At 65.9% G+C, this 24819-nt stretch carries 26 protein-coding genes; 20 read left to right on the top strand and 6 right to left on the bottom strand.

Annotated features, from left to right (window positions below; all coding sequences use genetic code 11):
• Window positions 1-169 precede the first annotated feature (169 nt).
• The 3 genes from fabF (at window position 170) to pabC (ending at window position 3620) form a co-directional block, all read left to right on the top strand.
• The gene (gene fabF, locus NH8B_RS15695) at window positions 170-1411 is read left to right on the top strand and encodes a beta-ketoacyl-ACP synthase II (protein WP_041703038.1); all 1242 of its coding nucleotides are present in this window, start codon (window positions 170-172) and stop codon (window positions 1409-1411) included.
• A 101-nt stretch (window positions 1412-1512) separates the two neighbouring features.
• Window positions 1513-2808 carry an aminodeoxychorismate synthase component I gene (locus tag NH8B_RS15690; RefSeq protein ID WP_014088147.1) on the top strand — a complete coding sequence of 432 codons (1296 nt, stop codon included), beginning with the start codon at window positions 1513-1515 and terminating at the stop codon, window positions 2806-2808.
• Window positions 2808-3620 carry an aminodeoxychorismate lyase gene (pabC, locus tag NH8B_RS15685; RefSeq protein ID WP_014088146.1) on the top strand — a complete coding sequence of 271 codons (813 nt, stop codon included), beginning with the start codon at window positions 2808-2810 and terminating at the stop codon, window positions 3618-3620. The genes NH8B_RS15690 and pabC overlap by 1 nt, the downstream gene beginning before the upstream one ends.
• Before the next feature lie 120 nt (window positions 3621-3740).
• On the opposite strand, the gene NH8B_RS15680 is transcribed toward pabC, so the two are convergent.
• Entirely contained in the window at window positions 3741-4034 is a 294-nt protein-coding gene (locus NH8B_RS15680; protein ID WP_014088145.1) for a DUF4936 family protein, read from the bottom strand.
• 137 nt (window positions 4035-4171) lie between these two features.
• Between NH8B_RS15680 and NH8B_RS15675 the strand changes: the two genes are divergently transcribed.
• Window positions 4172-5056, top strand: a complete 885-nt coding sequence (locus tag NH8B_RS15675; RefSeq protein WP_014088144.1) for a prephenate dehydrogenase — start codon at window positions 4172-4174, stop codon at window positions 5054-5056.
• Between the two features lie 24 nt (window positions 5057-5080).
• Window positions 5081-5527 carry a YaiI/YqxD family protein gene (locus NH8B_RS15670; RefSeq protein ID WP_014088143.1) on the top strand — a complete coding sequence of 149 codons (447 nt, stop codon included), beginning with the start codon at window positions 5081-5083 and terminating at the stop codon, window positions 5525-5527.
• Here NH8B_RS15670 and NH8B_RS15665 read toward each other — a convergent pair.
• Together NH8B_RS15665 and aroA are read right to left on the bottom strand one after the other, a co-directional pair.
• Window positions 5524-5979: a nucleoside triphosphate pyrophosphohydrolase family protein gene (locus NH8B_RS15665; protein WP_014088142.1), complete on the bottom strand. Its 456-nt coding sequence runs from the start codon at window positions 5977-5979 to the stop codon at window positions 5524-5526. The genes NH8B_RS15670 and NH8B_RS15665 overlap by 4 nt on opposite strands.
• Before the next feature lie 98 nt (window positions 5980-6077).
• Entirely contained in the window at window positions 6078-7367 is a 1290-nt protein-coding gene (gene aroA / locus NH8B_RS15660) for a 3-phosphoshikimate 1-carboxyvinyltransferase (RefSeq protein ID WP_014088141.1), read from the bottom strand.
• A 319-nt stretch (window positions 7368-7686) separates the two neighbouring features.
• Between aroA and cmk the strand changes: the two genes are divergently transcribed.
• The 10 genes from cmk to rfaD all read left to right on the top strand — a co-directional run bounded on the left by cmk (window position 7687) and on the right by rfaD (window position 16962).
• Entirely contained in the window at window positions 7687-8355 is a 669-nt protein-coding gene (gene cmk, locus NH8B_RS15655) for a (d)CMP kinase (protein ID WP_014088140.1), read from the top strand.
• Window positions 8356-8444: 89 nt separating this feature from the next.
• Window positions 8445-10148, top strand: coding sequence for a 30S ribosomal protein S1 (gene rpsA, locus NH8B_RS15650; protein ID WP_008955013.1), 1704 nt, complete (start codon window positions 8445-8447; stop codon window positions 10146-10148).
• Between the two features lie 7 nt (window positions 10149-10155).
• Window positions 10156-10470, top strand: coding sequence for an integration host factor subunit beta (locus tag NH8B_RS15645; RefSeq protein WP_008955014.1), 315 nt, complete (start codon window positions 10156-10158; stop codon window positions 10468-10470).
• 145 nt (window positions 10471-10615) lie between these two features.
• Complete coding sequence (locus tag NH8B_RS15640; RefSeq protein WP_008955015.1) at window positions 10616-10909, top strand: lipopolysaccharide assembly protein LapA domain-containing protein; 294 nt, start codon at window positions 10616-10618, stop codon at window positions 10907-10909.
• A 71-nt stretch (window positions 10910-10980) separates the two neighbouring features.
• Window positions 10981-12141 carry a lipopolysaccharide assembly protein LapB gene (lapB, locus tag NH8B_RS15635; RefSeq protein WP_173387107.1) on the top strand — a complete coding sequence of 387 codons (1161 nt, stop codon included), beginning with the start codon at window positions 10981-10983 and terminating at the stop codon, window positions 12139-12141.
• A gap of 165 nt (window positions 12142-12306) precedes the next feature.
• Entirely contained in the window at window positions 12307-13053 is a 747-nt protein-coding gene (pyrF, locus tag NH8B_RS15630; RefSeq protein WP_014088138.1) for an orotidine-5'-phosphate decarboxylase, read from the top strand.
• On the top strand, window positions 13050-14369 hold the full coding sequence (locus tag NH8B_RS15625; RefSeq protein WP_014088137.1) for a UDP-glucose dehydrogenase family protein: 1320 nt from the start codon (window positions 13050-13052) through the stop codon (window positions 14367-14369). Before pyrF ends, NH8B_RS15625 begins: the two co-directional genes overlap by 4 nt.
• A gap of 3 nt (window positions 14370-14372) precedes the next feature.
• Window positions 14373-15341, top strand: a complete 969-nt coding sequence (gene rfaE1, locus NH8B_RS15620) for a D-glycero-beta-D-manno-heptose-7-phosphate kinase (RefSeq protein WP_014088136.1) — start codon at window positions 14373-14375, stop codon at window positions 15339-15341.
• Between the two features lie 23 nt (window positions 15342-15364).
• Window positions 15365-15940 (top strand): DUF924 family protein, encoded by a 576-nt coding sequence (locus NH8B_RS15615; protein ID WP_014088135.1) that lies wholly within the window; start codon window positions 15365-15367, stop codon window positions 15938-15940.
• 26 nt (window positions 15941-15966) lie between these two features.
• Window positions 15967-16962, top strand: a complete 996-nt coding sequence (gene rfaD / locus NH8B_RS15610) for an ADP-glyceromanno-heptose 6-epimerase (RefSeq protein ID WP_014088134.1) — start codon at window positions 15967-15969, stop codon at window positions 16960-16962.
• Window positions 16963-17391: 429 nt separating this feature from the next.
• On the opposite strand, the gene NH8B_RS15605 is transcribed toward rfaD, so the two are convergent.
• A complete protein-coding gene (locus tag NH8B_RS15605; protein ID WP_041703034.1) occupies window positions 17392-17691 on the bottom strand; it encodes a BON domain-containing protein in 300 nt (99 codons plus the stop codon).
• A 216-nt stretch (window positions 17692-17907) separates the two neighbouring features.
• Here NH8B_RS15605 and cysM point away from each other — a divergent pair, with 216 nt between their 5' ends.
• Both cysM and zapE read left to right on the top strand, forming a co-directional pair.
• On the top strand, window positions 17908-18804 hold the full coding sequence (gene cysM / locus NH8B_RS15600) for a cysteine synthase CysM (protein ID WP_014088132.1): 897 nt from the start codon (window positions 17908-17910) through the stop codon (window positions 18802-18804).
• A 193-nt stretch (window positions 18805-18997) separates the two neighbouring features.
• Window positions 18998-20119 (top strand): cell division protein ZapE, encoded by a 1122-nt coding sequence (gene zapE / locus NH8B_RS15595; RefSeq protein ID WP_014088131.1) that lies wholly within the window; start codon window positions 18998-19000, stop codon window positions 20117-20119.
• Between the two features lie 95 nt (window positions 20120-20214).
• Here the strand turns inward: zapE and efp are convergent, their stop codons facing one another.
• On the bottom strand, window positions 20215-20778 hold the full coding sequence (gene efp / locus NH8B_RS15590; protein ID WP_008955025.1) for an elongation factor P: 564 nt from the start codon (window positions 20776-20778) through the stop codon (window positions 20215-20217).
• Between the two features lie 57 nt (window positions 20779-20835).
• A complete protein-coding gene (gene earP / locus NH8B_RS15585; protein WP_014088129.1) occupies window positions 20836-21996 on the bottom strand; it encodes an elongation factor P maturation arginine rhamnosyltransferase EarP in 1161 nt (386 codons plus the stop codon).
• 252 nt (window positions 21997-22248) lie between these two features.
• Here earP and NH8B_RS15580 point away from each other — a divergent pair, with 252 nt between their 5' ends.
• Genes NH8B_RS15580 through NH8B_RS15570 form a run of 3 tightly spaced genes read left to right on the top strand, consistent with a single transcriptional unit; the run spans window position 22249 to window position 24810 of the window.
• Window positions 22249-22722 carry a chemotaxis protein CheW gene (locus NH8B_RS15580; protein ID WP_014088128.1) on the top strand — a complete coding sequence of 158 codons (474 nt, stop codon included), beginning with the start codon at window positions 22249-22251 and terminating at the stop codon, window positions 22720-22722.
• A gap of 10 nt (window positions 22723-22732) precedes the next feature.
• Window positions 22733-24190 (top strand): CheR family methyltransferase, encoded by a 1458-nt coding sequence (locus NH8B_RS15575; protein WP_014088127.1) that lies wholly within the window; start codon window positions 22733-22735, stop codon window positions 24188-24190.
• The gene (locus NH8B_RS15570) at window positions 24187-24810 is read left to right on the top strand and encodes a chemotaxis protein CheW (protein ID WP_014088126.1); all 624 of its coding nucleotides are present in this window, start codon (window positions 24187-24189) and stop codon (window positions 24808-24810) included. Before NH8B_RS15575 ends, NH8B_RS15570 begins: the two co-directional genes overlap by 4 nt.
• The last annotated feature ends 9 nt before the right edge of the window (window positions 24811-24819 follow it).

The following is a 24819-nucleotide window of genomic DNA, read 5'->3' as shown; positions in this document are numbered from 1 at the left end:
GCTGTACCCAGGGACCTCTGCCCGATAGCGCCATGCGCTCGCAGCAGAGGTCCTTTTTGTTGGCGACTTCGAAACGGGTGTCATGTGCGCCCCGGTTTTGTCTGATCTGGGTGCGGCCGTTTCGAAACAATCGGGAGAACGCCCTCCCTGCCTTTGCGGAGAAAGCCCCGTGACCAAACGTAGAGTAGTAGTAACCGGCCTTGGCCATGTGTCCCCGATTGGCAACGATGTTGCCTCCGGCTGGGCCAACCTGCTGGCCGGCAAGTCCGGCATCGGCACCATCACCCGTTTCGACGCCAGCGACCTGGCGTGCCAGATCGCCGGTGAGGTGAAAGATTTCAACATCGGCGACTACATCGCGCCGAAGGATGCACGCCGCATGGACGTGTTCATCCATTACGGCATCGCCGCGGCCTTCCAGGCCATCGCCGATGCCGGGCTCGAGGACGTTCCCGATCTCGACAAGACCCGCGTCGGCGTCAACATCGGTTCCGGCATCGGCGGCCTGCCGCTGATCGAGGAAACCGGCGTGGCCCTGATGGAAGGTGGTCCGCGCAAGATCGGCCCGTTCTTCATCCCGGGTTCGCTGGTCAACCTGATCGCCGGCCACGTGTCGATCTTCAAGGGCTACCAGGGGCCGACCTACGGCATCGTTTCCGCCTGCACCACCGGCGCGCACTGCATCGGTGACGCCGCGCGCCTGATCCAGTACGGCGACGTCGACGTGATGGTGGCCGGTGGTGCCGAAGGCGCGATCTCGCGTCTGGGCATCGGCGGTTTTGCCGCGATGAAGGCATTGTCGACGCGCAACGACGATCCGTCCACCGCCTCCCGTCCGTGGGACAAGGGCCGTGACGGTTTCGTGATGGGCGAGGGCGCCGGTGTGCTGGTGCTGGAAGAGTACGAACACGCCAAGAAGCGTGGCGCCCGCATTTATGCCGAGCTGATCGGCTTCGGCATGAGTTCGGACGCGCACCACATCACCGCGCCGAACAGCGAAGGCCCGGCCCGTGGTGTGAAGAACGCGCTGCGCGATGCCGGTGTTAACCCGGACGAGGTGGACTACGTCAATGCGCACGGTACTTCCACGCCGCTGGGGGATGCCAACGAGACTACCGCCCTGAAGCTGGCTTTCGGCGATCACGCCAAGAAGCTGGTGGTGAACTCGACCAAGTCGATGACCGGTCACCTGCTGGGTGGCGCCGGTGGCGTCGAGGCGCTGTACTCGGTGCTGGCGCTGTACAACCAGGTGTCGCCGCCGACCATCAACCTGTTCGAACAGGATGTCGAGGGCGGTTGCGATCTGGACTACGTCGCCAACACCGCGCGCGAGATGCCGATCAATGTGGCGATCTCCAACTCCTTCGGCTTCGGCGGCACCAACGGCACGCTGGTCTTCAAGCGCGTCTGAGCGTCCTGAAGCGTCATTGACAGCCGAAACCGCTGCGTTACACTCGCAGCGGTTTTTCTTTTTTCGGCCAACGTCGTCCCGACGCGGGCCCAGGACCGGTCATGTTTACCGAACGACTCGATGTTTCCCCCGATCTGCTGGCGCTGCACGCCGCCGACCGGGCCCGTTTCCCCTACCTGCTGATGTCTTCTGGCGAGCAGGGCTGGGACATGCTGTTCGCCCTGCCGGGCGAGACCCGGCTGTTTTACGACGGCGAGGGCGGCGCGTTTCTCGACGCGGTGCGCGCCATCACGCCGCAGCCGGTGGACAACCCGCACTGCCTGCCCTTCGTCGGCGGCTGGTTCGTGTTTCTCGGCTACGACCTGCTGTCGGAGTTCGAGCCCAGCGTGCCGGCCGGGGTGCCGGACAGCTTCCCGCTGGCGGCGCTGGCACGCGTGCCGGCGGCGGTGCTGCTCGACCGCGCGGCCGGCCAAGGCTGGCTGGTGGCGGAAAGCGCTGAGGCGTTGGCGGAACTGCGCGCCAGGGTCGGGGCCGTGGCGCCGTTCACGCCGCGCCCGGTGGCGCTGCAAAGCCTGACGGAGGACGACCCGAGCTGGTACACCGACGCCGTGGTGCGGCTCAAGCGCTACATCGTCGAAGGCGACGTGTTCCAGGTCAACATCTCGCGCGGCTGGCGCGCCACGCTGGCCGAATCGGTGCGCGCCGCCAACCTGTTCGCCGCGCTGCGCCGCGCCAACCCGGCGCCGTTCTCGGCGCTGGCCGATTTCGGCACGGCGCAGATCGTCAGCTCGTCGCCGGAGCGGCTGGTGCGGGTCCGGGACGGCTGGGCCGAGACGCGGCCGATCGCCGGCACCCACCCGCGCTCGCCCGACCCGGCGGAGGACGCCGCGCTGAAACAGCGCCTGATCTCCAGCACCAAGGAGCGCGCCGAGCACGTCATGCTGATCGACCTCGAGCGCAACGACCTCGGCCGCATCAGCCAGCCCGGCACGGTGGAGGTGAACGAGCTGATGGCGGTGGCCAGCTACGCCTACGTGCACCACATCGAATCCAACGTGCGCGGCCGGCTGCGCCCCGAGGTGACGCCGGCCGAGGTGCTGCGCGCGCTGTTCCCCGGCGGCACCATCACCGGCTGCCCCAAGGTGCGCACCATGCAGATCATCCGCGAGCTGGAAGCCGGCGCGCGCCGCGCCTACACCGGCAGCCTGGGCTACCTCAACCGCGACGGCAGCATGGACCTGAACATCCTGATCCGCACCTTCATGCAGGAAGGGCAGCAGCTGCGCTTCCGCGCCGGCGGCGGCATCGTGGCCGACTCCGACCCCGAGCGCGAGCTGCAGGAGACGCGCCACAAGGCGCGCGGCCTGCTGCGCGCGCTGGGCGTGGAGCAGGGCTGATGGCGATGCTGATCGACGGTGCGCCGGGCGAGCAGGTCTCGGCGCTCGATCGCGGCCTGGCCTACGGCGACGGCGTGTACCGCACGCTGGAGCTGTTGGCCGGCCGGCCCCGGCTGTGGCGCTGGCAATGGCAAAGGTTGGCCGAAGACTGCGCACGGCTGGCCCTGCCGCTGCCGGACGAGCATCTGCTCCTGGCCGAACTGGCGCAGGCCGCGACCGGTCTGGAGCGTGCGGTAGCCAAGATCGTGCTGACGCGCGGCGTCGGGCGGCGCGGTTACGCCATGCTGGCCGACGCGGTGCCGACGCGCCTCGTGTCGGCATCTCCCTGGGCCGGCTATCCGGTCGAACTGGCGGAGCAGGGGGTGACGGTACGGCGGTGCGAGCTGCGCCTCGGGCTGCAGCCACGCCTGGCCGGCATCAAGCATCTCAACCGGCTGGAAAACGTGCTGGCGCGCTCGGAATGGAGCGACCCGACGATCCACGAGGGGCTGCTGCTGGACAGCGAGGGCTATCTGGTCGAGGGCACCATGAGCAATCTGTTCCTGCTGCGCGGCGGCGAACTCGCCACGCCCTTGCTCGACCGCAGCGGCGTGGCCGGTGCGCTGCGCGCCTGGGTGCTGGACAACGCCCCAGCGCTCGGCCTGGCGGTGCGTGAGGCACGCCTGACGCTGGCCGATCTCGACGCCGCCGAGGCGGTGTTCCTGTGCAACAGCCTGATCGGAATCTGGCCGGTGGTGCGGCTGGGGGAGCGGACCTGGCCGATCCCGCAAGCCTTGCGGGCGCTCACGGCACAGCTCGCGGCGGCGGCCTGAAAAGCACACACGATCGTGGCGCGGAGCGCGCCAGGCTCCTGCTGCGATGCACTTCGTGGTATTCCGCCCCTCCGATCTTTCGCCAACGGCTTGGCGCTGCACGGTTTCACGCGGCGCCGCTCAGGGTTCCGGGCCTGCTTCGTCCAGAGGCTGGAACCATTCGGCGTGGCGGGGGCCGCTCAAGGCCGCGATGCTATGGCGTTGCTCGGCTTCGGCCAACGTGGCGGCAAATACCGCGTCGTCGGCGATTCCTTCGTAAACCTCCATCCAGGTAGTGGGGTCGTCGCGCCGGCGCAGCAGCCGCGCGCTCACCCCGCAGCGCGCGCACAGCTCCTGCTGCAGCGCCTGCACCGTCTGGTATAGCCTGGCGTCGGGCACGGCGACCTGGTAGTACAGGTACAGCGAATGCGTCATGGTGTTCTCCCCGGGATGTTGAATCGACCTTTGCTCGGCAGCCGCCCGGCAAAATCGCTTATGATAGCCCCTTTACCATAGTTCACACGCCGCGCCGGCCTGCCGGAGCGGTCTTGCCGGGTTGAAGGGGAAAAACGGTGCAGCAAGGCATCAAGACCTTGGTGGTGGTCGGAGTCGGTCTGATCGGCGGCTCGTTTGCGCTGGCGCTCAAGCGCGCCGGCCTGGTGGAGCGCGTGATCGGCGTCGGCCGCACGCTGGAGAATCTGCAGCGCGCCCTGCAACTGGGCGTGGTGGACGAGATCAGCCAGGACATCGCCGACGCGGTGACGCAGGCGGACATGGTGCTGCTCGCCACCCCGGTCGGGCAGATGGGGGCACTGTTGGCGGCCATGGCCGACACCTTGCCGGCGCACACCATCGTCACCGACGCCGGCAGCACCAAGAGCGACGTGGTCGCGCTGTTCCGCCAGCACCTGCCGCGGCAGCTGGCGCGTTGCGTGCCGGCCCACCCGATCGCCGGCTCCGACCTGTCCGGCGCCGTCGCCGCCCAGTACGGCCTGTACGAAAACCGCAAGGTGGTGCTGGCGCCGCTGGCCGAAACCGGCGCCGACGCTAGCGGGCTGGTGAGCCGCCTGTGGCAGGCTTGCGGTGCCAAGGTGCACGTGATGAGCGCCGCCGAGCACGACGCGGTGTTCGCCGCCGTCAGCCATCTGCCGCATCTCTTGGCCTTTGCCTACGTCGACATGATCGCCGGCAAGGACGACGCCGCGAGCTGCTTCGACTTCGCCGCCACCGGCTTTCGCGACTTCACCCGTATTGCCGGCAGTCATCCGGAAATGTGGCGCGACATCAGCCTGGCCAACCGCGCGGCGCTGCTGAGCGAGCTCGACGATTACCGTGCGGCGCTCGACCGGTTGCATGCCCTGTTGGCGGCAGGCGACGGTACCGGTCTGGCCGAGGTGTTCGACACCGCGCGCGCGGCACGCGTGGCGTGGAATCAGCGCTTCATGCGCCAGGGATAGGCCATGCAAGAAAGGGCAAGAACAATGACGATCTGGGTGGATGCCGATGCCTGTCCGGTGGTAGTGAAGGACATCCTGTACCGCGCCGCGGACCGTACCGCCACGGCGCTGGTGCTGGTGGCCAACCGGCTGCTCGCCACGCCACCGTCTGCGCATATCCGCACGGTACAGGTGCCGGCCGGGTTCGACGTCGCCGACAACTACATCGCGCAGCAGGTCGAGGTGGGGGATATCGTGATCACCTCCGACATTCCGCTCGCCGCCCAGGTGGTGGAGCGGGGGGCGCTGGCGCTCAACCCGCGCGGCGAGCTGTACAGCGACGCCAGCATCCGCGAGGCGCTGGCCCTGCGCAACTTCATGACCGAGCTGCGCGACAGCGGCGTCGCCACCGGCGGCCCGGCTCCCTTCGGCCAACGTGAGCGCCAGGCCTTCGCCGCCCAGCTCGACCGGCTGCTGGCAAGGCGGCGCTAGCGCTCCTGCGGCAGGGCGGCGCGGATCACCCCTTCCTTGTCGGCCGGCTGCCAGCCGTCTGGCTTCAATATCTTGCCGTCGGCACGCCGCCGCACCTGGCCGTCGACGCATTTGCGCAGGTTGGCGGCGTGGATTTCCCGCGCCATCTCGGCCACCGGCAGGCCCTGCGACAGCAACAGCCCGGTCAACACGTTCATCACGTCCACCCCTTCGGCGGCGAGCTCCGCCATGCGTCGCACGCGCTCGGCCTCGTCCACGCCAGCCAGCGCCTTGTACTCGGCGAGTGCCTGCCAGAATTCGGCCAGTTCCTCGCGTAGCATGGTTTCCCATAAGGTCAGGTCGGCCGGCTGCGGCGTCGGCTGGGCGGGCGGGGTCAGGTCGAAGCGCTGCATAAACTCGCGGCGCAGGGCGAAGAAGTCGGTCATGGCGTTGAAGTCGCGGGTGTTGATCAATATATTGTCATCGATTTGCCTGCCGATAACAATATAAGGTGTTTCGGCATGAAAAAAGCGCCCGCTGGCGGGCGCTTTGCGTGCCGACGCGGAGGCGCTCAGTGCGTCAGCGAGGCCAGCACCTCGAAGTAATCGGGGAAGGTCTTGGCGACGCACTTGGGGTCGTTGATCACCACCGGAGTGCCCATCAGCGCCACCAGCGAGAAGCACATCGCCATGCGGTGGTCGTCGTAGGTGTCGATCTCGGCGTTGGGCGTCAGCGCCGCCGGCGGGGTGATGCGGATGTAGTCACGGCCTTCTTCCACCGTGGCGCCGACCTTGCGCAGCTCGGTGGCCATCGCCGACAGGCGGTCGGTTTCCTTGACGCGCCAGCTCTCCACGTTGCGGATGGTGGTGGTGCCGTCGGCCGCCAGCGCCGCCACGGCGATGGTCATCGCGGCGTCGGGGATGTGGTTGAGGTCGACGTCGAGCGCCTTGAGGCCGCCGGCCGGGGCGCTGGCCTCGATCCAGTTGTCGCCCATGCTGATGGTCGCGCCCATCTCGCGCAGGGTGTCGGCAAACTTCACGTCGCCCTGGATGCTGTCGCGACCGACGCCTTCCACCCGCACCGGTCCGCCGGCGATGGCGCCGGCAGCAAGGAAGTAGGAGGCGCTGGAGGCGTCACCCTCGACATGGATCTCGCCCGGCGAGAGGTAGCTCTGACCGGCGGCGATGGTGAAGCGCTGCCAGCCCTGGCGCTCGACCTTGACACCGAAGCGCGCCATCAGGTTGAGCGTGATCTCGATGTAGGGTTTGGAAATCAGCTCGCCGACCACCTCGATAGTCACCGCTTCGCCGGTCAGCGGCAGCGCCATCAACAGCGCGGTGAGGAACTGGCTCGACACGTTGCCCTTGACCGGGATCACCCGGCCGGCGTCGATCGTCGCCGGGGCGATCGCCAGCGGCGGGAAGCCCGCGTTGCCGAGGTAACGGATGTCCGCGCCGGCCACGCGCAGCGCGTCGACCAGATCGCCGATCGGCCGCTCGTGCATGCGCGCCACGCCGGAAAGCTGGTACTCGCCCTGCATCAGCGCCAGCGCCGCGGTCAGCGGGCGGAAGGCGGTGCCGGCGTTGCCGAGGAACAGTTCGGCCTGTTTCACCGGAAACGCCCCGCCCACGCCGTGCACCACGAAGTCGCGGCTGTCGCCGACCTGCTCGATGGTCACGCCCAGCAGGCGCAGTGCGCCCAGCATGTGGCGGATATCGTCGGAGTCGAGTAACTCACGCACCAGCGTCTTGCCCTGGGCCAGCGCGGCCAGCAGCAGGGTGCGGTTCGAGATGCTCTTGGAGCCGGGCAGGCGGATGGTGCCCGACAGGCGGGGGGAGGGCGAAAGAAGCAGCTGTTCCATGGGATCGGATTCTTGAACGGTTCGGTCTGGGTCATCGCGGCACGACATCGGATCGTACCGCCTTCGGCACTCCACTGTACCCGTGTGGCCGCCGTCTAGGCAAACCGGGCCTGTCCGCCAGGAAGCGCTCACCGGGACGGCGCGGAAGACCTCACTGACACGGCGCGTGCCCGGTCGGTTCTTCTTCCTGCCCGCTCTTGGCCGGACGGCGCGTGGCTCGCCGCGCTATTCCCGAGCCCCGGGGCCGTGTCGGCTGAGCTAGAATGATCCCTTTTTCAGGTTCGCTTCGGCCAACCTTATTGCTCAGGTTTTTCTCGACATGACCGTACCCGTCATCACCATCGATGGACCCTCCGCCTCCGGCAAGGGCACCGTGGCCGCCCTGGTGGCCGACCAGCTCGGATTCCACTATCTCGATTCCGGCTCGCTCTACCGCTTGGTGGCCTTGCTTGCCATCCGCCGCGGCATCCCCATGGAGGACGAGGCCGCGCTGGCCGAGGCGGCGCGCCAACTGCCGGTCGCCTTTGCCGACGGCACGGTCTGGCTCGACGGCGAAGACGCCGGCGACGCCATCCGCGGCGAAGAAATCGGCATGGGTGCCTCGCGTGTCGGCGCGCTGCCGGCGGTGCGCGAAGCGCTGCTCGAGCGCCAGCGCGCCTTCCGTCAGGCACCCGGCCTGGTCACCGACGGGCGCGACATGGGCTCGGTGGTGTTTCCCTCCGCGACGCTCAAGGTTTTCCTGACCGCCAGTGCCGACGAGCGAGCCAGCCGGCGCTATAAGCAGTTGATCGGCAAGGGGGAATCTGCTAACCTTCCAAAGATTAAGCAGGACATAGTTGATCGTGATGCGCGCGATGCCGCCAGAACGGTCGCCCCCCTGCGCCAGGAGCCGGATGCCAGACTGCTTGATACCACCGAACTGACCATCGACCAAGCGGTCGAGGCAGTCGTTCAGTGGTTCAGGGAGCAACAGGCCTCCGGCCTCTAATTTTTTAGCACCCGTCTTTGCTGCATTGCAAGACGGTATCTCAACCACTAACCCGCGTGCCGCAAGGCATGCACGTGTGAGTAATCTTAATGACTACCCTCGCTATGGAAAACTTCGCCCAGCTGTTCGAAGAAAGCCTCACCCTTCACGACATGCGCGTAGGCGAAGTGATCACGGCCGAAGTTGTTGGCCTTGATTCCAACTTTGTAACCGTGAACGCCGGCCTCAAGTCCGAGTCGCTGATTCCGGTTGAAGAATTCAAGGCCGATAGCGGCGTTATCGAAGTGGCTATTGGCGACTTCGTGACCGTGGCCATTGACGCGCTGGAAAACGGCTTCGGCGAAACCAAGCTGTCGCGCGAAAAAGCCAAGCGCCTGGCCGCCTGGATCGAGCTGGAAGAAGCTCTGGAAGCCGGCACCATCATGTCCGGCCTGATCAGCGGCAAGGTCAAGGGTGGTCTGACCGTCATGGTCAACGGCATCCGCGCCTTCCTGCCGGGCTCCCTGGTTGACGTACGTCCGGTGAAAGACACCACCCCGTACGAAGGCAAGCAAGTCGAGTTCAAGGTCATCAAGCTGGACCGCAAGCGCAACAACGTGGTGGTATCCCGCCGCGCCGTGCTGGAAGAAACCCTGGGCGAAGAGCGCAAAGCTCTGCTGGAAACCCTGTGCGAAGGCGCTGTGGTTAAAGGTATCGTCAAGAACATCACCGACTACGGTGCGTTCGTTGACCTGGGTGGCATCGACGGTCTGCTGCACATCACCGACCTGGCATGGCGCCGCGTCAAGCACCCGTCCGAAGTCCTCGCCGTGGGCGACGAAGTCGAAGCCAAGGTGCTCAAGTTCGACCAGGAAAAGAACCGCGTTTCGCTGGGCCTCAAGCAGCTGGGCGACGACCCGTGGGTTGGTCTGTCCCGTCGCTACCCGTCCGGTACCCGCCTGTTCGGCAAGGTGACCAACCTGACCGACTACGGTGCGTTCGTTGAAATCGAACAAGGTATCGAAGGTCTGGTGCACGTGTCCGAAATGGACTGGACCAACAAGAACGTACACCCGTCCAAGGTGGTTCAGGTTGGCGACGAAGTCGAAGTGATGATCCTCGAGATCGACGAAGACCGCCGCCGTATCAGCCTCGGCATGAAGCAGTGCCTGGCCAACCCGTGGGACGATTTCGCTGCGACCTACAAGAAGGGCGACAAGCTGGTCGGCGCCATCAAGTCGATCACCGACTTCGGCGTGTTCGTGGGCCTGCCGGGCGGCATCGACGGCCTGGTTCACCTGTCCGACCTGTCCTGGAGCGAAACCGGCGAAGACGCCGTGCGCAAGTTCAAGAAGGGCGACGAGGTTGAAGCCGTTGTTCTGTCCATCGACGTGGAAAAAGAGCGTATCTCCCTGGGCATCAAGCAGCTCGAAGGCGATCCGTTCAACAACTACGTTGCCATGAACGACAAGGGCGCCCTGGTGAAGGGTACCGTGAAGTCGCTGGACGCCAAGGGCGCCGTGATTCAGCTGGACGGTGACGTCGAAGGCTACCTGCGCGCTTCGGAAGTGTCCCGCGACCGCGTGGAAGACATCCGCACCCACCTGAAGGAAGGTGACGAAGTTGAGGCCGTGATCATCGCTGTTGATCGCAAGAGCCGCAACATCAGCCTGTCCATCAAGGCCAAGGATGCCCAGGAAGAAGGCGCTGCCCTGCGCTCCCTGGCTGCCAGCGATGCCAACGTCAGCGCTGGTACCACCAGCCTGGGCGCGCTGCTGAAAGCCAAGCTGTCTTCGGGCAACAACGCTGAGTAATGGCATCATGACCAAATCTGAGCTGATTGCCAGGCTGGCGGAACATCTTGCCGAGCGCAATTCTCAGTTGGTCTACAAGGATGCTGAGCTGGCCGTCAAGACCATCCTGGATGCGATGGCCGGCAGCCTGGCCACCGGGCAGCGCATCGAAATCCGCGGCTTCGGTAGTTTCGATCTGAACTACCGGCCGCCGCGGGTCGGGCGCAACCCGAAGTCGGGCAGCAGCGTCTCGGTTCCTGAGAAGTTTGTGCCGCATTTCAAGGCGGGCAAGGAACTGCGCGAACGGGTTGATCTCGCGCTGCTTGCCCAGGAGCAGGTCTGAAAGGCCTGCCCTTGCTGTCTTACCAGCCCAAGCAAAGCGCCGCTCATTGCGGCGCTTTTTCGTTGCCGCCTCCCGCGCGGCTTGGGTTGTGTCAGCCAATCGTTTAAACTTGCACTCCGGCTTACTCCTTACCCCGAGAAAAACCATGCGCTACGTGCTGCGTATCATCGAACTTGTCCTCTTGGTGCTGCTGATCGCCGTGACGGTGCAGAACAGCCATCAGGTCGATTTCAAGCTGTTCTTTGGACAGGTCTGGAGCGCGCCGCTGATCGTGTTTCTGCTGGTGTTTTTCATTGCCGGAGCAGCGGTCGGCCTGTTGGCGACCCTGTCCTACTACCTGCGCCTGCGCCGGCAGCTGTCGCTGCTGAAAAAGGAATTGCGCAATCGACCGCCCTCGCCGCGTGTGGTGCACGACCCCAGCGACGCCTTGGCCGATTGAAGATGACCGTTGCAAGCTGCCGCCCCTTCGGGCGGCAGCCGTATTTTTGTCGTTGAAGAGAAAGGATGGCCTTGGAGCTCGATCTGTGGTGGTTGCTGCTGTTCCCCGCGTTTTTTGCCCTGGGCTGGCTGGCGGCGCGCGTCGACATGCGTTCGGTGCTGAAGCAGGCAAAGGAAGTCCCGGCGGGTTTCTTCCGCGGCCTCGATGCCCTGGTGGAAGAAGACAGCGGTGCAGCGGTCAAGGCTCTGGCCGAAGTGGCCCGGCAGCAACCGGCGGTGCAGGAACTGCCGCTGACCCTCGGCAAGCTCTACCGCAAGCGTGGCGAGAATGACCGTGCCATCCGCTTGCACCAGCGGATGCTGGAGTCGACCGACTTGCCGTCCGAGCAACGCGACGCCGTGCGTTTCGAACTGGCGCAGGACTTCCGCAAGGCCGGCCTGGTCGACCGGGCCGAAGAGATTTTGCTCAAGCTGCTCAGTGGCAATATGGGACGCTCGGCGCGGCGGCAACTGCTTGACATCTACCAGCAGGACCGCGATTGGGAGAAGGCCATCGCCACGGCCAAGGAGTTGCGCAGCGACGCCCACTCCTACCAGCACGAGGTAGCCCAGTACCACTGTGAACTGGCCCAGGGCGAGTTGTACAAGTCCAATTACCCCGAGGCGCGTCGTCACGTCACCGAGGCGCTGGCAGCCAATCGCAAGTGCGTGCGCGCCAGCCTGATCTTGGGGGACATCGAGTTCGCCGAAGGCCGTCTGGAAGAGGCCATCGCCGCCTGGCAGGGCATCGAGAAACAGAATTTCGAATACCTGTCGATGGCCGCCGAGCGGCTGTTCGACGCGTATGAAAAACTTGGCAAGCCGAGCGAGGGGATTGCACTGCTGCGCGGCTATCAGAAAACCTTCCCGCAATTGGAGCTGACCGATCTGTTGTACCAGAAGGTCGCCACCTACGAGGGGGAGGCGCGTGCGCTGGAAGCGGCGCGCGAGGCGGTGCATGCCCGGCCCAGCCTGAATGGGGTGTACCGGCTGATCGAGTCGCAGATGGACGGGCTGACGCCGGAAGGCCGTGCCGACGCCGAGGTCATTCGTACCCTGGTCTCCAAACATGCGCAGCGGCTCACCGTGCATCGCTGCAAATGCTGCAACTTCCGTTCGCGCGCCTTCTTCTGGCACTGCCCGGCCTGCGGCGAATGGGAGAGCTTCACCCCCAACCGCTCGGAGATTCACTAAACGCCCATTTCATCAGGCGGCTACGCCTTGGCAACCCGAGCACCGACGGTGTGTGGAGTCCTCCTGTACGACGTGGTACATGTGGCTCTTGCGTGCTGCCGGCTCTCCCGCTGTCTTGGCTCGCTCGCCTGTTGTAGCGGGCTTTAAATCGTTTCAGGAGTCTGCATGAATCCTTTGGTTTCGGCCAACCTGTCCGGAGCGCCTGTGTCTCCGGTCGTCGTCGCGCTGGATTTCGCCGACGCCAACAGCGCGCTCGCTTTTGCCGCTCGCCTCGACCCCGCCGAATGTCGCGTCAAGGTGGGCAAGGAGCTGTTTACCGCGTCCGGCCGCGCGCTGGTGGAAAGCCTGGCCGCACGCGGCTTCCAGGTCTTCCTCGATCTCAAGTTCCACGACATTCCCAACACCGTGGCGCACGCCTGCAAGGCGGCGGCCGAGGCTGGGGTGTGGATGGTCAACGTGCACGCTTCCGGTGGGCGCCGCATGATGACGGCGGCGCGCGAGGCGCTGGAACAGTACAGTCAGCGCCCGCTGTTGATTGCCGTCACCGTGCTCACCAGCATGGAGGCCGCCGACCTGGCCGAAATCGGCATTACCGTACCGCCGCAGGAGCAGGTGCTGCGCCTCGCTCGCCTGACGCGCGACAGCGGTCTCGACGGCGTGGTGTGTTCGGCGCAGGAGGCCTCGCTGCTCAAGGCTGAGTTGGGCACCGAATTCAAGCTGGTCACCCCGGGCATCCGCCTGCCAGACAGCGCCGCCGACGATCAACGCCGCGTGATGACGCCGACCGCCGCGCTTGCCGCCGGCGCCGACTACCTGGTGATCGGCCGCCCGATCACCAAAGCCGCCGAGCCGCTGGAGGTGCTATGCAAGATCAACCAGGATATCGCTCACTTCCGGACGACCCAAGCATGAAAATCACCGTAATCGGATCGGGCTACGTCGGCCTGGTCACCGGCACCTGCCTCGCCGAAGTCGGCAACGAGGTGTGCTGCCTCGACGTCGACCCGGCCAAGATCGCGCTGCTGCAAGCCGGCGGCATCCCGATCTACGAACCGGGCCTGGACGACATGGTGCGTCGTAACGTCGCTGCCGGCCGTCTGCATTTCACCACTGACGTGGCCGAGTCGGTCGCCTTTGGCGACATCCAGTTCATCGCCGTCGGCACCCCGCCGGACGAGGACGGTTCGGCCGACCTGCAGTACGTGCTGGCCGCTGCACGCAACATCGGCCGCTACATGGACGGCTACAAGGTCGTCGTCGACAAGTCCACGGTGCCGGTCGGCACCGCCGACAAGGTCAGGGCGGCGCTCGCCGAGGTGCTGGCCGAGCGCGACGCCCAGCTCGACTACAGCGTGGTGTCCAACCCGGAATTCCTCAAGGAAGGCGCGGCGATCGAGGACTTCATGAAGCCCGACCGCATCGTGGTCGGCGCCGAGGACGAGCGCGCCGTCGAGATGATGCGCCGCCTGTACGCGCCGTTCCAGCGCAATCACGAGCGCATCCTGTTCATGGACGTGCGTAGCGCCGAGCTGACCAAGTACGCCGCCAACGCCATGCTGGCGACGCGCATCTCGTTCATGAACGAACTGGCCAACCTGGCCGAGACGCTGGGTGCCGACATCGAGCTGGTACGCCGCGGCATCGGCTCCGACCCGCGCATCGGCTACCACTTCCTCTACCCCGGCGCCGGCTATGGCGGTTCGTGCTTCCCCAAGGACGTCAAGGCGCTGATCAGCAGCGGCAAGGCCCACGGCCATACCCTGCGCGTGCTGGACGCGGTGGAAGCCGCCAACGACGCGCAGAAGCTGCGCCTGGTGGACAAGGCAGTGGCGCGCTTCGGCGAGGACCTGTCCGGGCGCCGCTTCGCGCTGTGGGGGCTGGCGTTCAAGCCCAACACCGACGACATGCGCGAGGCGCCCTCCCAGGCGATCGTGGCCGAGCTGACGCGCCGTGGCGCCGAAGTGGTGGCGTACGATCCGGTCGCCGCCGAGGAAGCGCGCCGCGTGATGGGCGACAATCCGCGCCTGCGCTTCGCCGAGGACATGATGAGCCCGCTCGACGGGGCCGACGCCCTGCTGATCGTCACCGAGTGGAAGATGTTCCGCGCTCCGGACTTCGAGGCGATCCGCGCCGCGCTCAAGGCGCCGGTGATCATCGACGGGCGCAATATGTACGATCCGGCCTGGCTGCGTGAGCAGGGCTTCGATTACCTGGCGATCGGGAGGTAGGGCATGACGACGGGACTGTTGCAGGCGCTGGCCTTGCAGCCGGCCAGCCTGGCCGAAGCCATGGGGCGCGCGCGCGTGCTGGTGGTGGGGGACGTGATGCTGGACCGCTACTGGTTCGGTGACGTTTCCCGCATCTCGCCGGAGGCGCCGGTACCGGTGGCCAAGATCGGCCGCATGGAAGAGCGTGCCGGCGGTGCCGCCAACGTGGCGCGCAATATCGCTGGTCTTGGCGGCAAGGCCACCATCCTGTCGGTGGTCGGGGACGACGAGGCCGCCAGCGCGCTGGAACGGCTGATGGATGCCGACGGTATCGCCACCTCGTTCAAGCGCGACGCCGGCATCTCCACCACCATCAAGTTGCGCGTGGTGGCACGTCAGCAGCAGCTGATCCGGCTCGACTTCGAAGATGCGCCGAGCCATGAGATCCTCGCCGACAAGCTGGACGAGTACGCCGCCATCGTTGCCGACCACGACGTGGTGATTTTGTCCGATTACGGCAAGGGCGGGCTGACCCACGTCTCGCGCATGATCGAGCTGGCGCGCGCTGCCGGCAAGCCGGTGCTGATCGACCCCAAGGGCGACGACTACAGCAAGTATGCCGGGGCCACGCTGCTCACCCCCAACCGCAGCGAATTCAGGCAGGTGGCCGGCAGCTGGCAGAGCGAGGAGCAGCTCGTCGCCAAGGCCGAGGCGCTGCGTGCCGAACTGAACCTCGACGCCCTGCTGGTGACGCGTAGCGAGGAGGGCATGACGCTGTTCCGTGCCGACGGCGCGTTGCACCAGCCGACCCTGGCGCGCGAGGTGTACGACGTATCGGGCGCCGGGGATACCGTGATCGGCACGCTGGGACTGGCGCTGGCCGCCGGGCTGCCGCTGCCGCTGGCGATGTCGCTGGCCAACGCCGCTGCCGGCATCGTGGTCGGCAAGCTGGGCACCGCGGTGTGCACCCAGCCGGAATTGTTCGCGTTGTAATCGGCTGGCAAAGGGGACACGCCATGCTGTGGCACGACGAGGTGCTGTCATTCTGGTTCGGCGGCGTCGAGGAGGAAAACCTGGCGCGCGAGCGCGGCGCCTGGTTCCGCAAGGATGCCGCATTCGACGAGTCGATCCGGCAGCGCTTCCTGACGCTGGTCGAGGTGCTGGAGGCGGGGGCCTTGCCGCCCGATCTCGGCGATGCCCGCGCCACGCTGGCCTGGCTGATCGTCGCAGACCAGTTTCCGCGCAACCTGTTTCGCGGCACGGCGCGTGCCTTCGGCTGCGACGCGCGGGCGCGCGAGGTGGCGCGGCAGGCGCTGGCGGCCGGGCTCGACACCCAACTGCCGCCGGTGGCGCGCTGGTTCGTCTACCTGCCGTTCGAGCATAGCGAGGCGCTTGCCGACCAGGACGAGGCGGTGCGGCTGTTTGCCGCGCTGGCCGGCTACCCCGGCCAGGACAATGTGATTGATTACGCCCGTCGCCACAGAGCGGTAATCGAACGTTTCGGGCGCTTTCCCCATCGCAATGCTGCGCTGGGCCGGGAAAGCACCGTGGAAGAAGCGGCGTTCCTCGAGGAACCCGGTTCCTCCTTCTGAAGAATCCGTCTGAAAAGGACTACACCATGACCATCGTCGTTACCGGCGCCGCCGGCTTCATCGGCTCCAATATCGTCAAGGCGCTCAACGGCCGCGGCATCACTGACATCATCGCCGTCGACAACCTGAGCTCCGGCGACAAGTTCCGCAATCTGGTCGACTGCGAGATCAGCCACTACCTCGACAAGCACGAATTCCTCGACCTGCTGCTGGACGGCGAGTACGACGGCGAGCTGATGGCCATCGTGCACGAGGGCGCCTGCTCCGACACCATGAACCACGACGGCAAGTACATGATGGACAACAACTATCAGTACACGCTGGCGCTGCTCGACTACTGTCAGAGCGAGGAAATCCAGTTCCTGTACGCCTCCAGCGCGGCGGTGTACGGCGGCGGCAACACTTTCAAGGAGGAGCGCGAGTTCGAGGGGCCGCTCAACGTCTACGGCTACTCCAAGTTCCTGTTCGACCAAGTGCTGCGCCAGCGCATGAAGGAAGGCCTGACCGCACAGGTGGCCGGTTTCCGCTACTTCAACGTCTACGGCCCGCGCGAGCAGCACAAGGGGCGTATGGCCTCGGTGGCGTTCCACAACTTCAACCAGTACCGCGAAACCGGCAAGGTCAAGCTGTTCGGCGGCTGGGACGGCTGGGGCGATGGCTGCCAGAGCCGTGACTTCGTGTCGGTGGAGGACGTGGTCAAGGTCAACCTGTTCTTCCTCGACAATCCGGAACTGTCCGGCATCTTCAACCTCGGTTCCGGGCGGGCGCAGCCGTTCAACGACGTGGCCGTGGCCACCGTCAACGCCTGCCGCCGCCACGAGGGCAAGCCGGCCTTGAGCCATGCCGAGCTGGTGGAGCAGGGCATCCTCGAGTACACGCCGTTCCCGGACGCGCTCAAGGGCAAGTACCAGAGCTTCACCCAGGCCGACATCGGCAAGCTGCGCGAGGCCGGTTACGACGAGCCGATGCTGTCGGTGGAGCAGGGGGTGGATAGGTACGTCGACTGGCTGATGACTCGCTGAGCAGAACTGCGAACAAATCCCCTCTTGGCGTTGTTGCGCTCGCGTGCGAATCTATCACTGGGCAAATTGAAGATTTGCACGCGGAGATTCGCCCAGCAAGCACTTGTCGTACTACTTGTATGTAGCTTCGCTGAAACTTCGGCTACGCCTCGTTTTCTGCGGCCGCGCGCCTAGCCAAGACCGCTGCGCTGGGGCTTGTTAGCAGTTCTAAATCCGCGGCACGAGCGCCCATCCCGGTTCTGTGATGCTCGCCGTACTACTTGTACGGCTGTGCTTATCGAGCCGGCCGGGGCCGCGGTGATGACCGCAGGGAATCCCTGTGGGACGATTTCTTCTCCAAGCGCTGCATCGTTTTGGTCAGTGTTGGAATGACAAACAGCCCGCATCGCGGGCTGTTTGTCTTGGGGCCGAAGTGCCGGGTGAGCTTGATCAGTTCTTCGGCATGATATTGTTGAAGACGAACTTCACGCCGTCGACCTTCTCGGCGATGGCGCCGACTTCGGCCATCTGCAGGCCTTCATCGACATTGCCTTCGATGGTGACGTCGTTGTTCTTGCCACTGACCTTCAGGTTGAACGCCTTGAGCGTGGGGTTGGCGTCGATGGCGCCCTTGACCTTGGCGGCCAGCGCGGCATCGGCCGCCTCGTCGGCCAGTGCAAACTGGGCCGGCAGCAGGGTGGCGGCCAGCAAGGCCATTACCAGTTTCGAAGCAAAAACACGTTGTTTCATGGCGGACTCGCTTATGGAAAAAGGCGGGAATGATGGTGCGTCGAAGGGGACATCCCTTGCCGTGATTCCCGGATAGCGCCATCGTACATTTTGAACATTACAGAAATATTGAATTAAACCGTTCGGTAGCCGGCACCTGTGGCAAAGCCCTGTCGAGGCCGTGGATTTTTTTTGGCGCGTAACCGGTATAATGATCGGCTTATACGGAGAATCCGCATGACCCTGCCCACGTTCAAGCATCTGGAAGATTTCGTCGGCCACACCCCGCTGGTCCAGCTCAAGCGTCTGCCCGGCAATACCAGCAACATCGTGCTGGTCAAGCTGGAGGGCAACAACCCGGCCGGCTCGGTCAAGGACCGTCCTGCCCTGTCGATGATCCGCCGCGCCGAGGCGCGTGGCGACATCAAGCCGGGTGATACGCTGATCGAGCCCACCAGCGGCAACACCGGCATCGCGCTGGCGATGGCGGCGGCGATGATGGGTTACCGCATGATCCTGGTGATGCCGGACAATTCCAGCGCCGAACGCGTGCAGACCATGCGTGCCTACGGCGCCGAGGTGGTGTTGACGCCGGCGGCGCTGTCGATGCCGGGCTCGATCGACGAGGCGCGCCGCATGGAAGCGGCGGGCGGGGGCATCATCCTCGACCAGTTTGCCAACCCGGACAATCCGCTGGCGCATTACGAGGGCACCGGCCCGGAGATCTGGGCCGATACCGCCGGCACCGTGACGCACTTCGTTTCCAGCATGGGCACCACCGGCACCATCATGGGCACCAGCCGTTTTCTGAAGGAAAAGAACCCGGCGATCCAGATCGTCGGCGTGCAGCCGGAGCCGGGCAGCCAGATTACCGGCATCCGCAAGTGGGAAGACGAGTACCTGCCCAAGATTTGCGATTACTCGCGCATCGATGAGCTCCGGCTGGTATCGCAGCAATTGGCCGAGCAGACCGCGCGCGACCTGGCCCGCATCGAGGGCATCATGGCGGGGCCGTCGTCCGGCGGGGCGCTGGCGGTGGCGCTGCAACTGTCGCAGCAGCTGGAAAACGCGGTGATCGTCTCCATCGTCTGCGACCGCGGCGACCGCTACCTGTCCACCGGCCTGTTCCCCTGAGCGCATGCGATTAAATCGGCCGCGCTCCGATTCTGCTGTCGTGGCCTTCGCCGTGCCGCTGGTACGGCGGCGCCACGCCAGCTGGTCTCGGGGCGTTCGCCACGATTTCTTCCACCCGCTTTGAGCCTGTTTTCGATTTTCTGACACCGTCCGCATGGCACAACACGCTTTTTCTCCCGACAAAGACGGCTCGATGAGCCCACTGGCCTGGTACCAGGCTGCTTCGCAGAAAGATGGCTTCATCCACGATCCGGTGCAGGAGACTGCGGTGGGCATGCTCGACACGCTGTGGCAACAGCTGGTCGACTTCAAGACCAAGCGCAACCGTTTCCTCGGACGCAGCCTGAGAAGCCCCGAGGTGCCGCAGGGTCTGTACTTTTGGGGCGGGGTGGGGCGCGGCAAGAGCTTCCTGATGGATGCCTTCTTCACCTGCGTGCCATACCGGCGCAAGCGCCGCGTGCACTTCCATCATTTCATGGCCGAGGTGCACAACCAGCTGCGCTCGTTGAGCAAGGAGACCGACCCGCTGGTGACCGTGGCGGCACGCATCGCCCAGGCGACGCGGCTGCTGTGCTTCGACGAGTTCCATGTCAGCGACATCGCCGACGCCATGATCCTGTCGCGCCTGTTGAGCGAGCTGTTCCGCCATGGCGTGATCATGGTGTTGACCTCGAACTATCCCCCCGACCAGCTCTACCCCAACGGCCTGCAGCGCAACAACTTCCTGCCGGCGATCGAGCTCTTGAAGCAGAACCTGGCGGTGTTCAACCTCGACGGCGGCAACGACTACCGGCTGCGCGAGCTGACGCGCGAGCCGCTGTTCATGGTGCCGTCCGGCGCGGACAGCGACGCGCGCATGGAGGCGATGTTCGACCGTCTCACCGCCGGGGCGTCGGAGTCGCCGCGCCAGATCGAGATCCAGGGGCGCAAGCTGATGGTCAAGCGCCACGCGCCGGGGGTGATCTGGTTCGATTTCGCCACGCTGTGCGGCGGACCGCGTTCGCAGACCGACTACCTCGATATCGCCGCCGGATATCATACCGTGTTCGTTTCGGGCATCCCCAGGCTGTCGGCCAACGACGCTTCGCCGGCGCGCCGCCTGACCTGGCTGGTGGACGTGTTCTACGACCACCGCGTCAAGCTGGTGGCCAGCTGCGCGGTGGAGATCGACGATATCTATACCGAGGGGATGCAGGCCAGCGAGTTCTTCCGCACCGCGAGCCGTCTCACCGAGATGCAGTCGAGCAGCTACCTGGAGTTGCCGCACCTGGTCGACAACTTCAAGCTCGAGTCGCTGCAGTCGATCGCGCTGTAATGGTGCCAGGCGAGGCGCCCCCAGGAGGGCAACCTCCGTGGCAAGACAACAAAAAAGCGGCCATCAGGCCGCTTTTTTGACGAGGAGCGTCGCGATTACACGCGCTTCTTGAATTCGTTGGTGCGGGTATCGATTTCGATTTTCTCGCCGGTGTTGACGAAAGCCGGAACCTGAACTTCGAAGGTGGTACCGACCAGACGGGCGGGTTTCAGCACCTTGCCCGAGGTATCGCCGCGTACGGCCGGCTCGGTGTATTCCACTTCGCGTACCACGCTGGTCGGCAGTTCGACCGAGATGGCCTTGCCGTCGTAGAAGGTGACCTGGCACACGTCTTCCATGCCGTCGACGATGTAGTTGATGGTGTCGCCGAGGTTGTCGGCTTCCACTTCGTACTGGTTGTACTCGGTGTCCATGAACACGTACATCGGGTCGGCGAAGTAGGAGTAGGTGCAGTCCTTGCGGTCCAGAACGATCACGTCGAACTTGTCGTCGGCGCGGTAAACGGTTTCGGAGCCGGCTCCGGTCAGCAGGTTCTTCATCTTCATCTTGACGACGGAGGCGTTACGGCCGGATTTGCTGAATTCGGCCTTCTGCACGACCATCGGCTCGGAGCCGACCATGAATACGTTGCCTGCGCGGAGTTCCTGTGCGGTTTTCATTGCTTCAAAGTCCCAAATCTTGAGTCGGAATCGGAAACGGATTTCCGTAAAAACCAGCTATTGTAGCGTGTTTTCAACCATTTGCACCAGCCGGCTTGCCAAGCCGGCCGATCCCAGCGCCTGCTTCGGCCAACCCTGGGCGTGGCGTTGCAGTTCGGCCAGCTGTGGCGTCAGCGCGGCCCACGCTGCGGCCATCCCCTGGCCGCGGTTCCAGGCGTGGAAGGCGGCGACGAGGGCGTGGCGGGCGGGGGCGGACAGGGTGGCGCCGTAGTGTGACAAAAACGCATCAAGCTTGACCAAGTGCGCGTCTTCTTCCTGTTGATAGATGTGCCAGAGGAAGGGGCGCGCCGCCCACTGCGCGCGCACGAAGCTGTCTTCGCCGCGCACGATGTTGAAATCGCACGACCACAGCAGCTTGTCGTAGCCGGGCTGGTCGGTGAACGGCAGCACGTGCACGGCGAGGTGGCCCTTCTGCCGCACGTCGCCGGCCTGCAAGGTCTCGTCGCCTAACACCGCCGCCACGTCGCCCAGCACCTTGCCTTCCGGCACCAGCACGCGCACCGGCTGGTTTCCGGCGGTCCACGCCCGCAGCAGCTCGCCGGCGGCCGGGGTGGCGTAGCTGAACAGGCTGACGCGCAGTTCGCCTTCTGCCTGCGGCGGTACGCCGAGACCCTTCCAGTACGCTGCCTGTGCCGCCGCATCCGCCTGCCAGCGTGCGCGCTCGACGAGCAGGTCAGCTTCGCAGATCAGGCCGCCGGTGCGTTCGGTGAAGCCGGGAAAGAAGAAATGCTTGGTCAGCGGCAGGCGCGGATGCGGCGAGGGGAGGCCGTGGCAGCCCTCCACCCAGTCCTCGGCGCTGAGGTATTCCAGGTTGAGCCATACCGGCTTGACCGGGCGTGCCGCCATGGCGGCCAGGTAGGCATCGGGCAACTGGCAGCCGAAGGCTTCGATCACCACATCGGCGGCGGCGATGCCGTCCGGAAACGTCTTCGGCCAACGTTGCAGGGTGATGCCTTGCCGCTCTTGTACGTCGCATTCCGGATCGAGTCCGGGACAGAGCCGCGCGAAGCTCGCCAGGTCGTCGACCCACAGCCGGACACGTTGGCCGAACTCGCGCTGCAGCTGGCGCGCCAGCCGCCAGGTGACGCCGATATCGCCGTAGTTGTCGATGACGGTGCAGAAGATGTCCCAGTGGCGGGCGGCAGGGCGGTGCGGCATGGCGTGCGGGGAAAAGTGGAAACGCTGCCGAGGATACCACCGGCGACGGCCTCCGGCGGGTTTCTCTCCCGTCAAGGCGCGCGGAGGGCGCCGTGGCGGGCCGGGCATGCCGTGCCATGAAAATACGGAGGCGGCCTATAAATACGCATGGCATAAGCGGATCGATTAATGCTGGACTACGCTTACTCTCAGGAAGGGTCTGTTTGCGCGCCGCCGTGCGGCCCGGCGGGCCGTGATCGACGAGGGGATAGTGTGGACATCCAGCTGTTGCCGTTCACTTTGCAGGCAGAACGCTTCGCCTTGCCGCTGGCCCAGGTGCGGCGCGTGTTGCCCACGCTGAAGGCGATGCCGTTGCCCGGCGCGCCGGCGGTGGTGGCCGGCGTGGTGGCGCTGCGCGGCCAGCTGGTGACGGTGGTCGATCTGTGTGCCCGGCTGGGCTGGGCGGCACCGCCGCTGCGCCGCTGGTCGCCCTGGATCTGGGCCTGCACCGAGCGGCGCGACCTGCTGCTGCCGGTCGAGAGCGTGATGCCGGTCCGGCGTGCCGGTGCCGCCGACTGGACGCCGGCCGCCAGGCTGGCCAAGGTGCAGGGCAACGTTTCCGGCGTGCTGCGCTCCAGCGACGGCCTGTATCTGTTGTACGACCTGGACGCCTTCCTTTCCTCTGACGAAGAGCGGGCCCTGGAGCGGGCCCTGGCCGATCATGACGCACGCGACGCGGCGGAATGAGGCTCCGCCGTTGCCGACGGGGCCCTTGCTGGAGCGGCTGGCCCTGCGCATCCGCGTGGAACTCGGGCTGGCGTATCCGCCCGCGCGACATGGCGAACTGGCGCACCAGCTCGCTCAGGCCGCGCACGAGCTGGGTGGCGGGCGGGCGGCGCAGTGGCTCGCCGAGTTGGTGGCGCACCGCTGGAGTTCGGCGCAGGTGCAGCAGCTGGCGCGCTATCTCACCGTGGGGGAAACCTATTTCCTGCGCGATCCGGCCTGCTTCACCGCGTTGCGCGACACCGTGTTGCAGCCGCTGGTCGAGTCCCGTCGTGGGCGGCAGCCGCAATTGAGGATGTGGAGTGCGGCCTGTTGTACCGGCGAAGAGGCCTATGGCCTGCTGTTCATGGTGGACGAGTTGCTGGGTGACGAGCGCGACGACTGGCGACTCGAGCTGCTGGCGAGCGATCTCAACCCGGACTTTCTCGCCCGGGCGCGGCGCGGCGTGTACGGCGGCTACGCCTTCCGGCAGGCCTGCCCTGCCTGGCGTGCGCGGCATTTCGTGGAGGACGACGGGCAGTGGCGGGTTGCGCCGCCCTGGCGTGACCGCATCCGTTTCTTCAACCTGAATCTGTCCCGCCCGGACTACCCCGATGCCCGGCGTGGCTTGGCCGAACTGGATGTGATCTTGTGCCGCAACGTGCTGATGTACTTCGCGCCGGAACAGGCGGGCCTGGTGCTGGAGCGGCTGCTGGCATGTCTGGCGCCGGACGGGGTGCTGCTGTTGTCGGCGGTGGAAGCGGGGATCGCGCTGGACGCCGGCCGGGTCGGCACATGGCTGGGCGATGGCTACGCCCTGCGGCGGCCCGTCGCGGCGGCGCTCTCAGGAGGGGCGTCGGCCCGGAGGCCGCCTGGCGTGCGTCACCGCGACCATCCGGCGTCGTTGTCGCCGCTGGCGGCTCCGGCAGAGGAGAGGACGCCGGGGACGGAGGCAGAGCGGGCGATGGCGGCCGGACGCTACGCGGAGGCGGCCTTGCTGCTGGAGCGCCGTTTCGCCGGCGACGGCCTGTCGGCCCATGAGCGCATGGAAACGTGCCTCCAACTGGTCCACGCCTGCATCAACGGCGGCCAAGCCGAGCAGGCCGAGCAGTGGCTGGCGCATGCCCGTGCGCTCGACCGGCTGGACCCGCGTCCGTACTGGCTGCTGAGCCTGCTGCGCTACCAGCAGGGCCGGCAGGACGAGGCGCTGGCGGGCCTGCAGAGGGTGAGCTACCTCGAGCCGGGCTTCGTGCTGGCCCCCTTTCTCGAACTGCAGATCCGTCTGCGGCAGGGGGAGGGGGAGCGTGCCGAACGGGCGCGGCAGTGTTGCCTGGCGCTGCTGGCGGGGCACGCCGACGATGCCCTGGTGGCCGAGGGCGACGGGCTGAGCGTCAAACAGCTGCGGCTGCAATGCCTGGCGTTGGGCCGGCAGCCGGTGGAGAACAGGTCATGAGTGACGATAACGCGGCATCGTCGGCCGGTGATGCCGCACTGTGGGCGGCGGTGTCCGCGCGGCTGGCCCGCCTGGAAAGCCTGCTGGCGGGCGATGGCGAGGGCGATCCCGCGGCGCTCGAGCAGCAGCTGCGCGAGCGCACCGCCTACTGGGCCGAGCCGGAAGCCGTGGCGGCGGCGCAAGCGCCGTTCGAGGTGCTGGGCTTTTCGCTGGGGGACGAGTGCTACGGCATCGTGCCGCACTTCGTGGCGGAAGTCGTCCCGTTGCGTCAGTTCACGCCGCTGCCGGGAACGCCGCCGTTCGTGCTCGGCATCGTCAACTTGCGCGGGCGCATCGTGTCGGTGCTCGACCTGCGCGTGCTGTTCGAGATTCCCCGGCGCGGCTTGTCGGAGCGCAACCACCTGGTGCTGCTGCAGCACGATGACATGGAGTTCGGGGTGCTGGCCGACGCCATTCTCGGCATGCAGTGGGTCTTGCCCCAGACCTTGCAGCCCGAGCTGGTCGGCCTGAGCGGCATCCTGCCGTCCTGCCTGCTCGGCATCACCCCGCAGCAATGGGTGATTCTGGATGGCGCCAAGCTGTTGGGCAACGAACAACTGCAGGTGGAGTTCAACACCTAGGGAGAGGCC

It is taken from the genome of Pseudogulbenkiania sp. NH8B, from assembly GCF_000283535.1.
Taxonomy (GTDB): Bacteria; Pseudomonadota; Gammaproteobacteria; order Burkholderiales; family Chromobacteriaceae; genus Pseudogulbenkiania; species Pseudogulbenkiania ferrooxidans.
This window is presented reverse-complemented; position numbering and strand designations above follow the sequence as displayed.

Bases quoted from the DNA above. Each gene is read 5' to 3' on its own strand.
- NH8B_RS15690 (WP_014088147.1), top strand. From the start codon at position 1,513: ATGTTTACCGAACGACTCGATGTTTCCCCCGATCTGCTGGCGCTGCAC.
- pabC (WP_014088146.1), top strand. From the start codon at position 2,808: ATGGCGATGCTGATCGACGGTGCGCCGGGCGAGCAGGTCTCGGCGCTC.
- NH8B_RS15680 (WP_014088145.1), bottom strand. From the start codon at position 4,034: ATGACGCATTCGCTGTACCTGTACTACCAGGTCGCCGTGCCCGACGCC.
- NH8B_RS15670 (WP_014088143.1), top strand. From the start codon at position 5,081: ATGACGATCTGGGTGGATGCCGATGCCTGTCCGGTGGTAGTGAAGGAC.
- aroA (WP_014088141.1), bottom strand. From the start codon at position 7,367: ATGGAACAGCTGCTTCTTTCGCCCTCCCCCCGCCTGTCGGGCACCATC.
- cmk (WP_014088140.1), top strand. From the start codon at position 7,687: ATGACCGTACCCGTCATCACCATCGATGGACCCTCCGCCTCCGGCAAG.
- rpsA (WP_008955013.1), top strand. From the start codon at position 8,445: ATGACTACCCTCGCTATGGAAAACTTCGCCCAGCTGTTCGAAGAAAGC.
- NH8B_RS15645 (WP_008955014.1), top strand. From the start codon at position 10,156: ATGACCAAATCTGAGCTGATTGCCAGGCTGGCGGAACATCTTGCCGAG.
- NH8B_RS15640 (WP_008955015.1), top strand. From the start codon at position 10,616: ATGCGCTACGTGCTGCGTATCATCGAACTTGTCCTCTTGGTGCTGCTG.
- pyrF (WP_014088138.1), top strand. From the start codon at position 12,307: ATGAATCCTTTGGTTTCGGCCAACCTGTCCGGAGCGCCTGTGTCTCCG.
- NH8B_RS15625 (WP_014088137.1), top strand. From the start codon at position 13,050: ATGAAAATCACCGTAATCGGATCGGGCTACGTCGGCCTGGTCACCGGC.
- rfaE1 (WP_014088136.1), top strand. From the start codon at position 14,373: ATGACGACGGGACTGTTGCAGGCGCTGGCCTTGCAGCCGGCCAGCCTG.
- NH8B_RS15615 (WP_014088135.1), top strand. From the start codon at position 15,365: ATGCTGTGGCACGACGAGGTGCTGTCATTCTGGTTCGGCGGCGTCGAG.
- rfaD (WP_014088134.1), top strand. From the start codon at position 15,967: ATGACCATCGTCGTTACCGGCGCCGCCGGCTTCATCGGCTCCAATATC.
- NH8B_RS15605 (WP_041703034.1), bottom strand. From the start codon at position 17,691: ATGAAACAACGTGTTTTTGCTTCGAAACTGGTAATGGCCTTGCTGGCC.
- cysM (WP_014088132.1), top strand. From the start codon at position 17,908: ATGACCCTGCCCACGTTCAAGCATCTGGAAGATTTCGTCGGCCACACC.
- zapE (WP_014088131.1), top strand. From the start codon at position 18,998: ATGAGCCCACTGGCCTGGTACCAGGCTGCTTCGCAGAAAGATGGCTTC.
- efp (WP_008955025.1), bottom strand. From the start codon at position 20,778: ATGAAAACCGCACAGGAACTCCGCGCAGGCAACGTATTCATGGTCGGC.
- earP (WP_014088129.1), bottom strand. From the start codon at position 21,996: ATGCCGCACCGCCCTGCCGCCCGCCACTGGGACATCTTCTGCACCGTC.
- NH8B_RS15570 (WP_014088126.1), top strand. From the start codon at position 24,187: ATGAGTGACGATAACGCGGCATCGTCGGCCGGTGATGCCGCACTGTGG.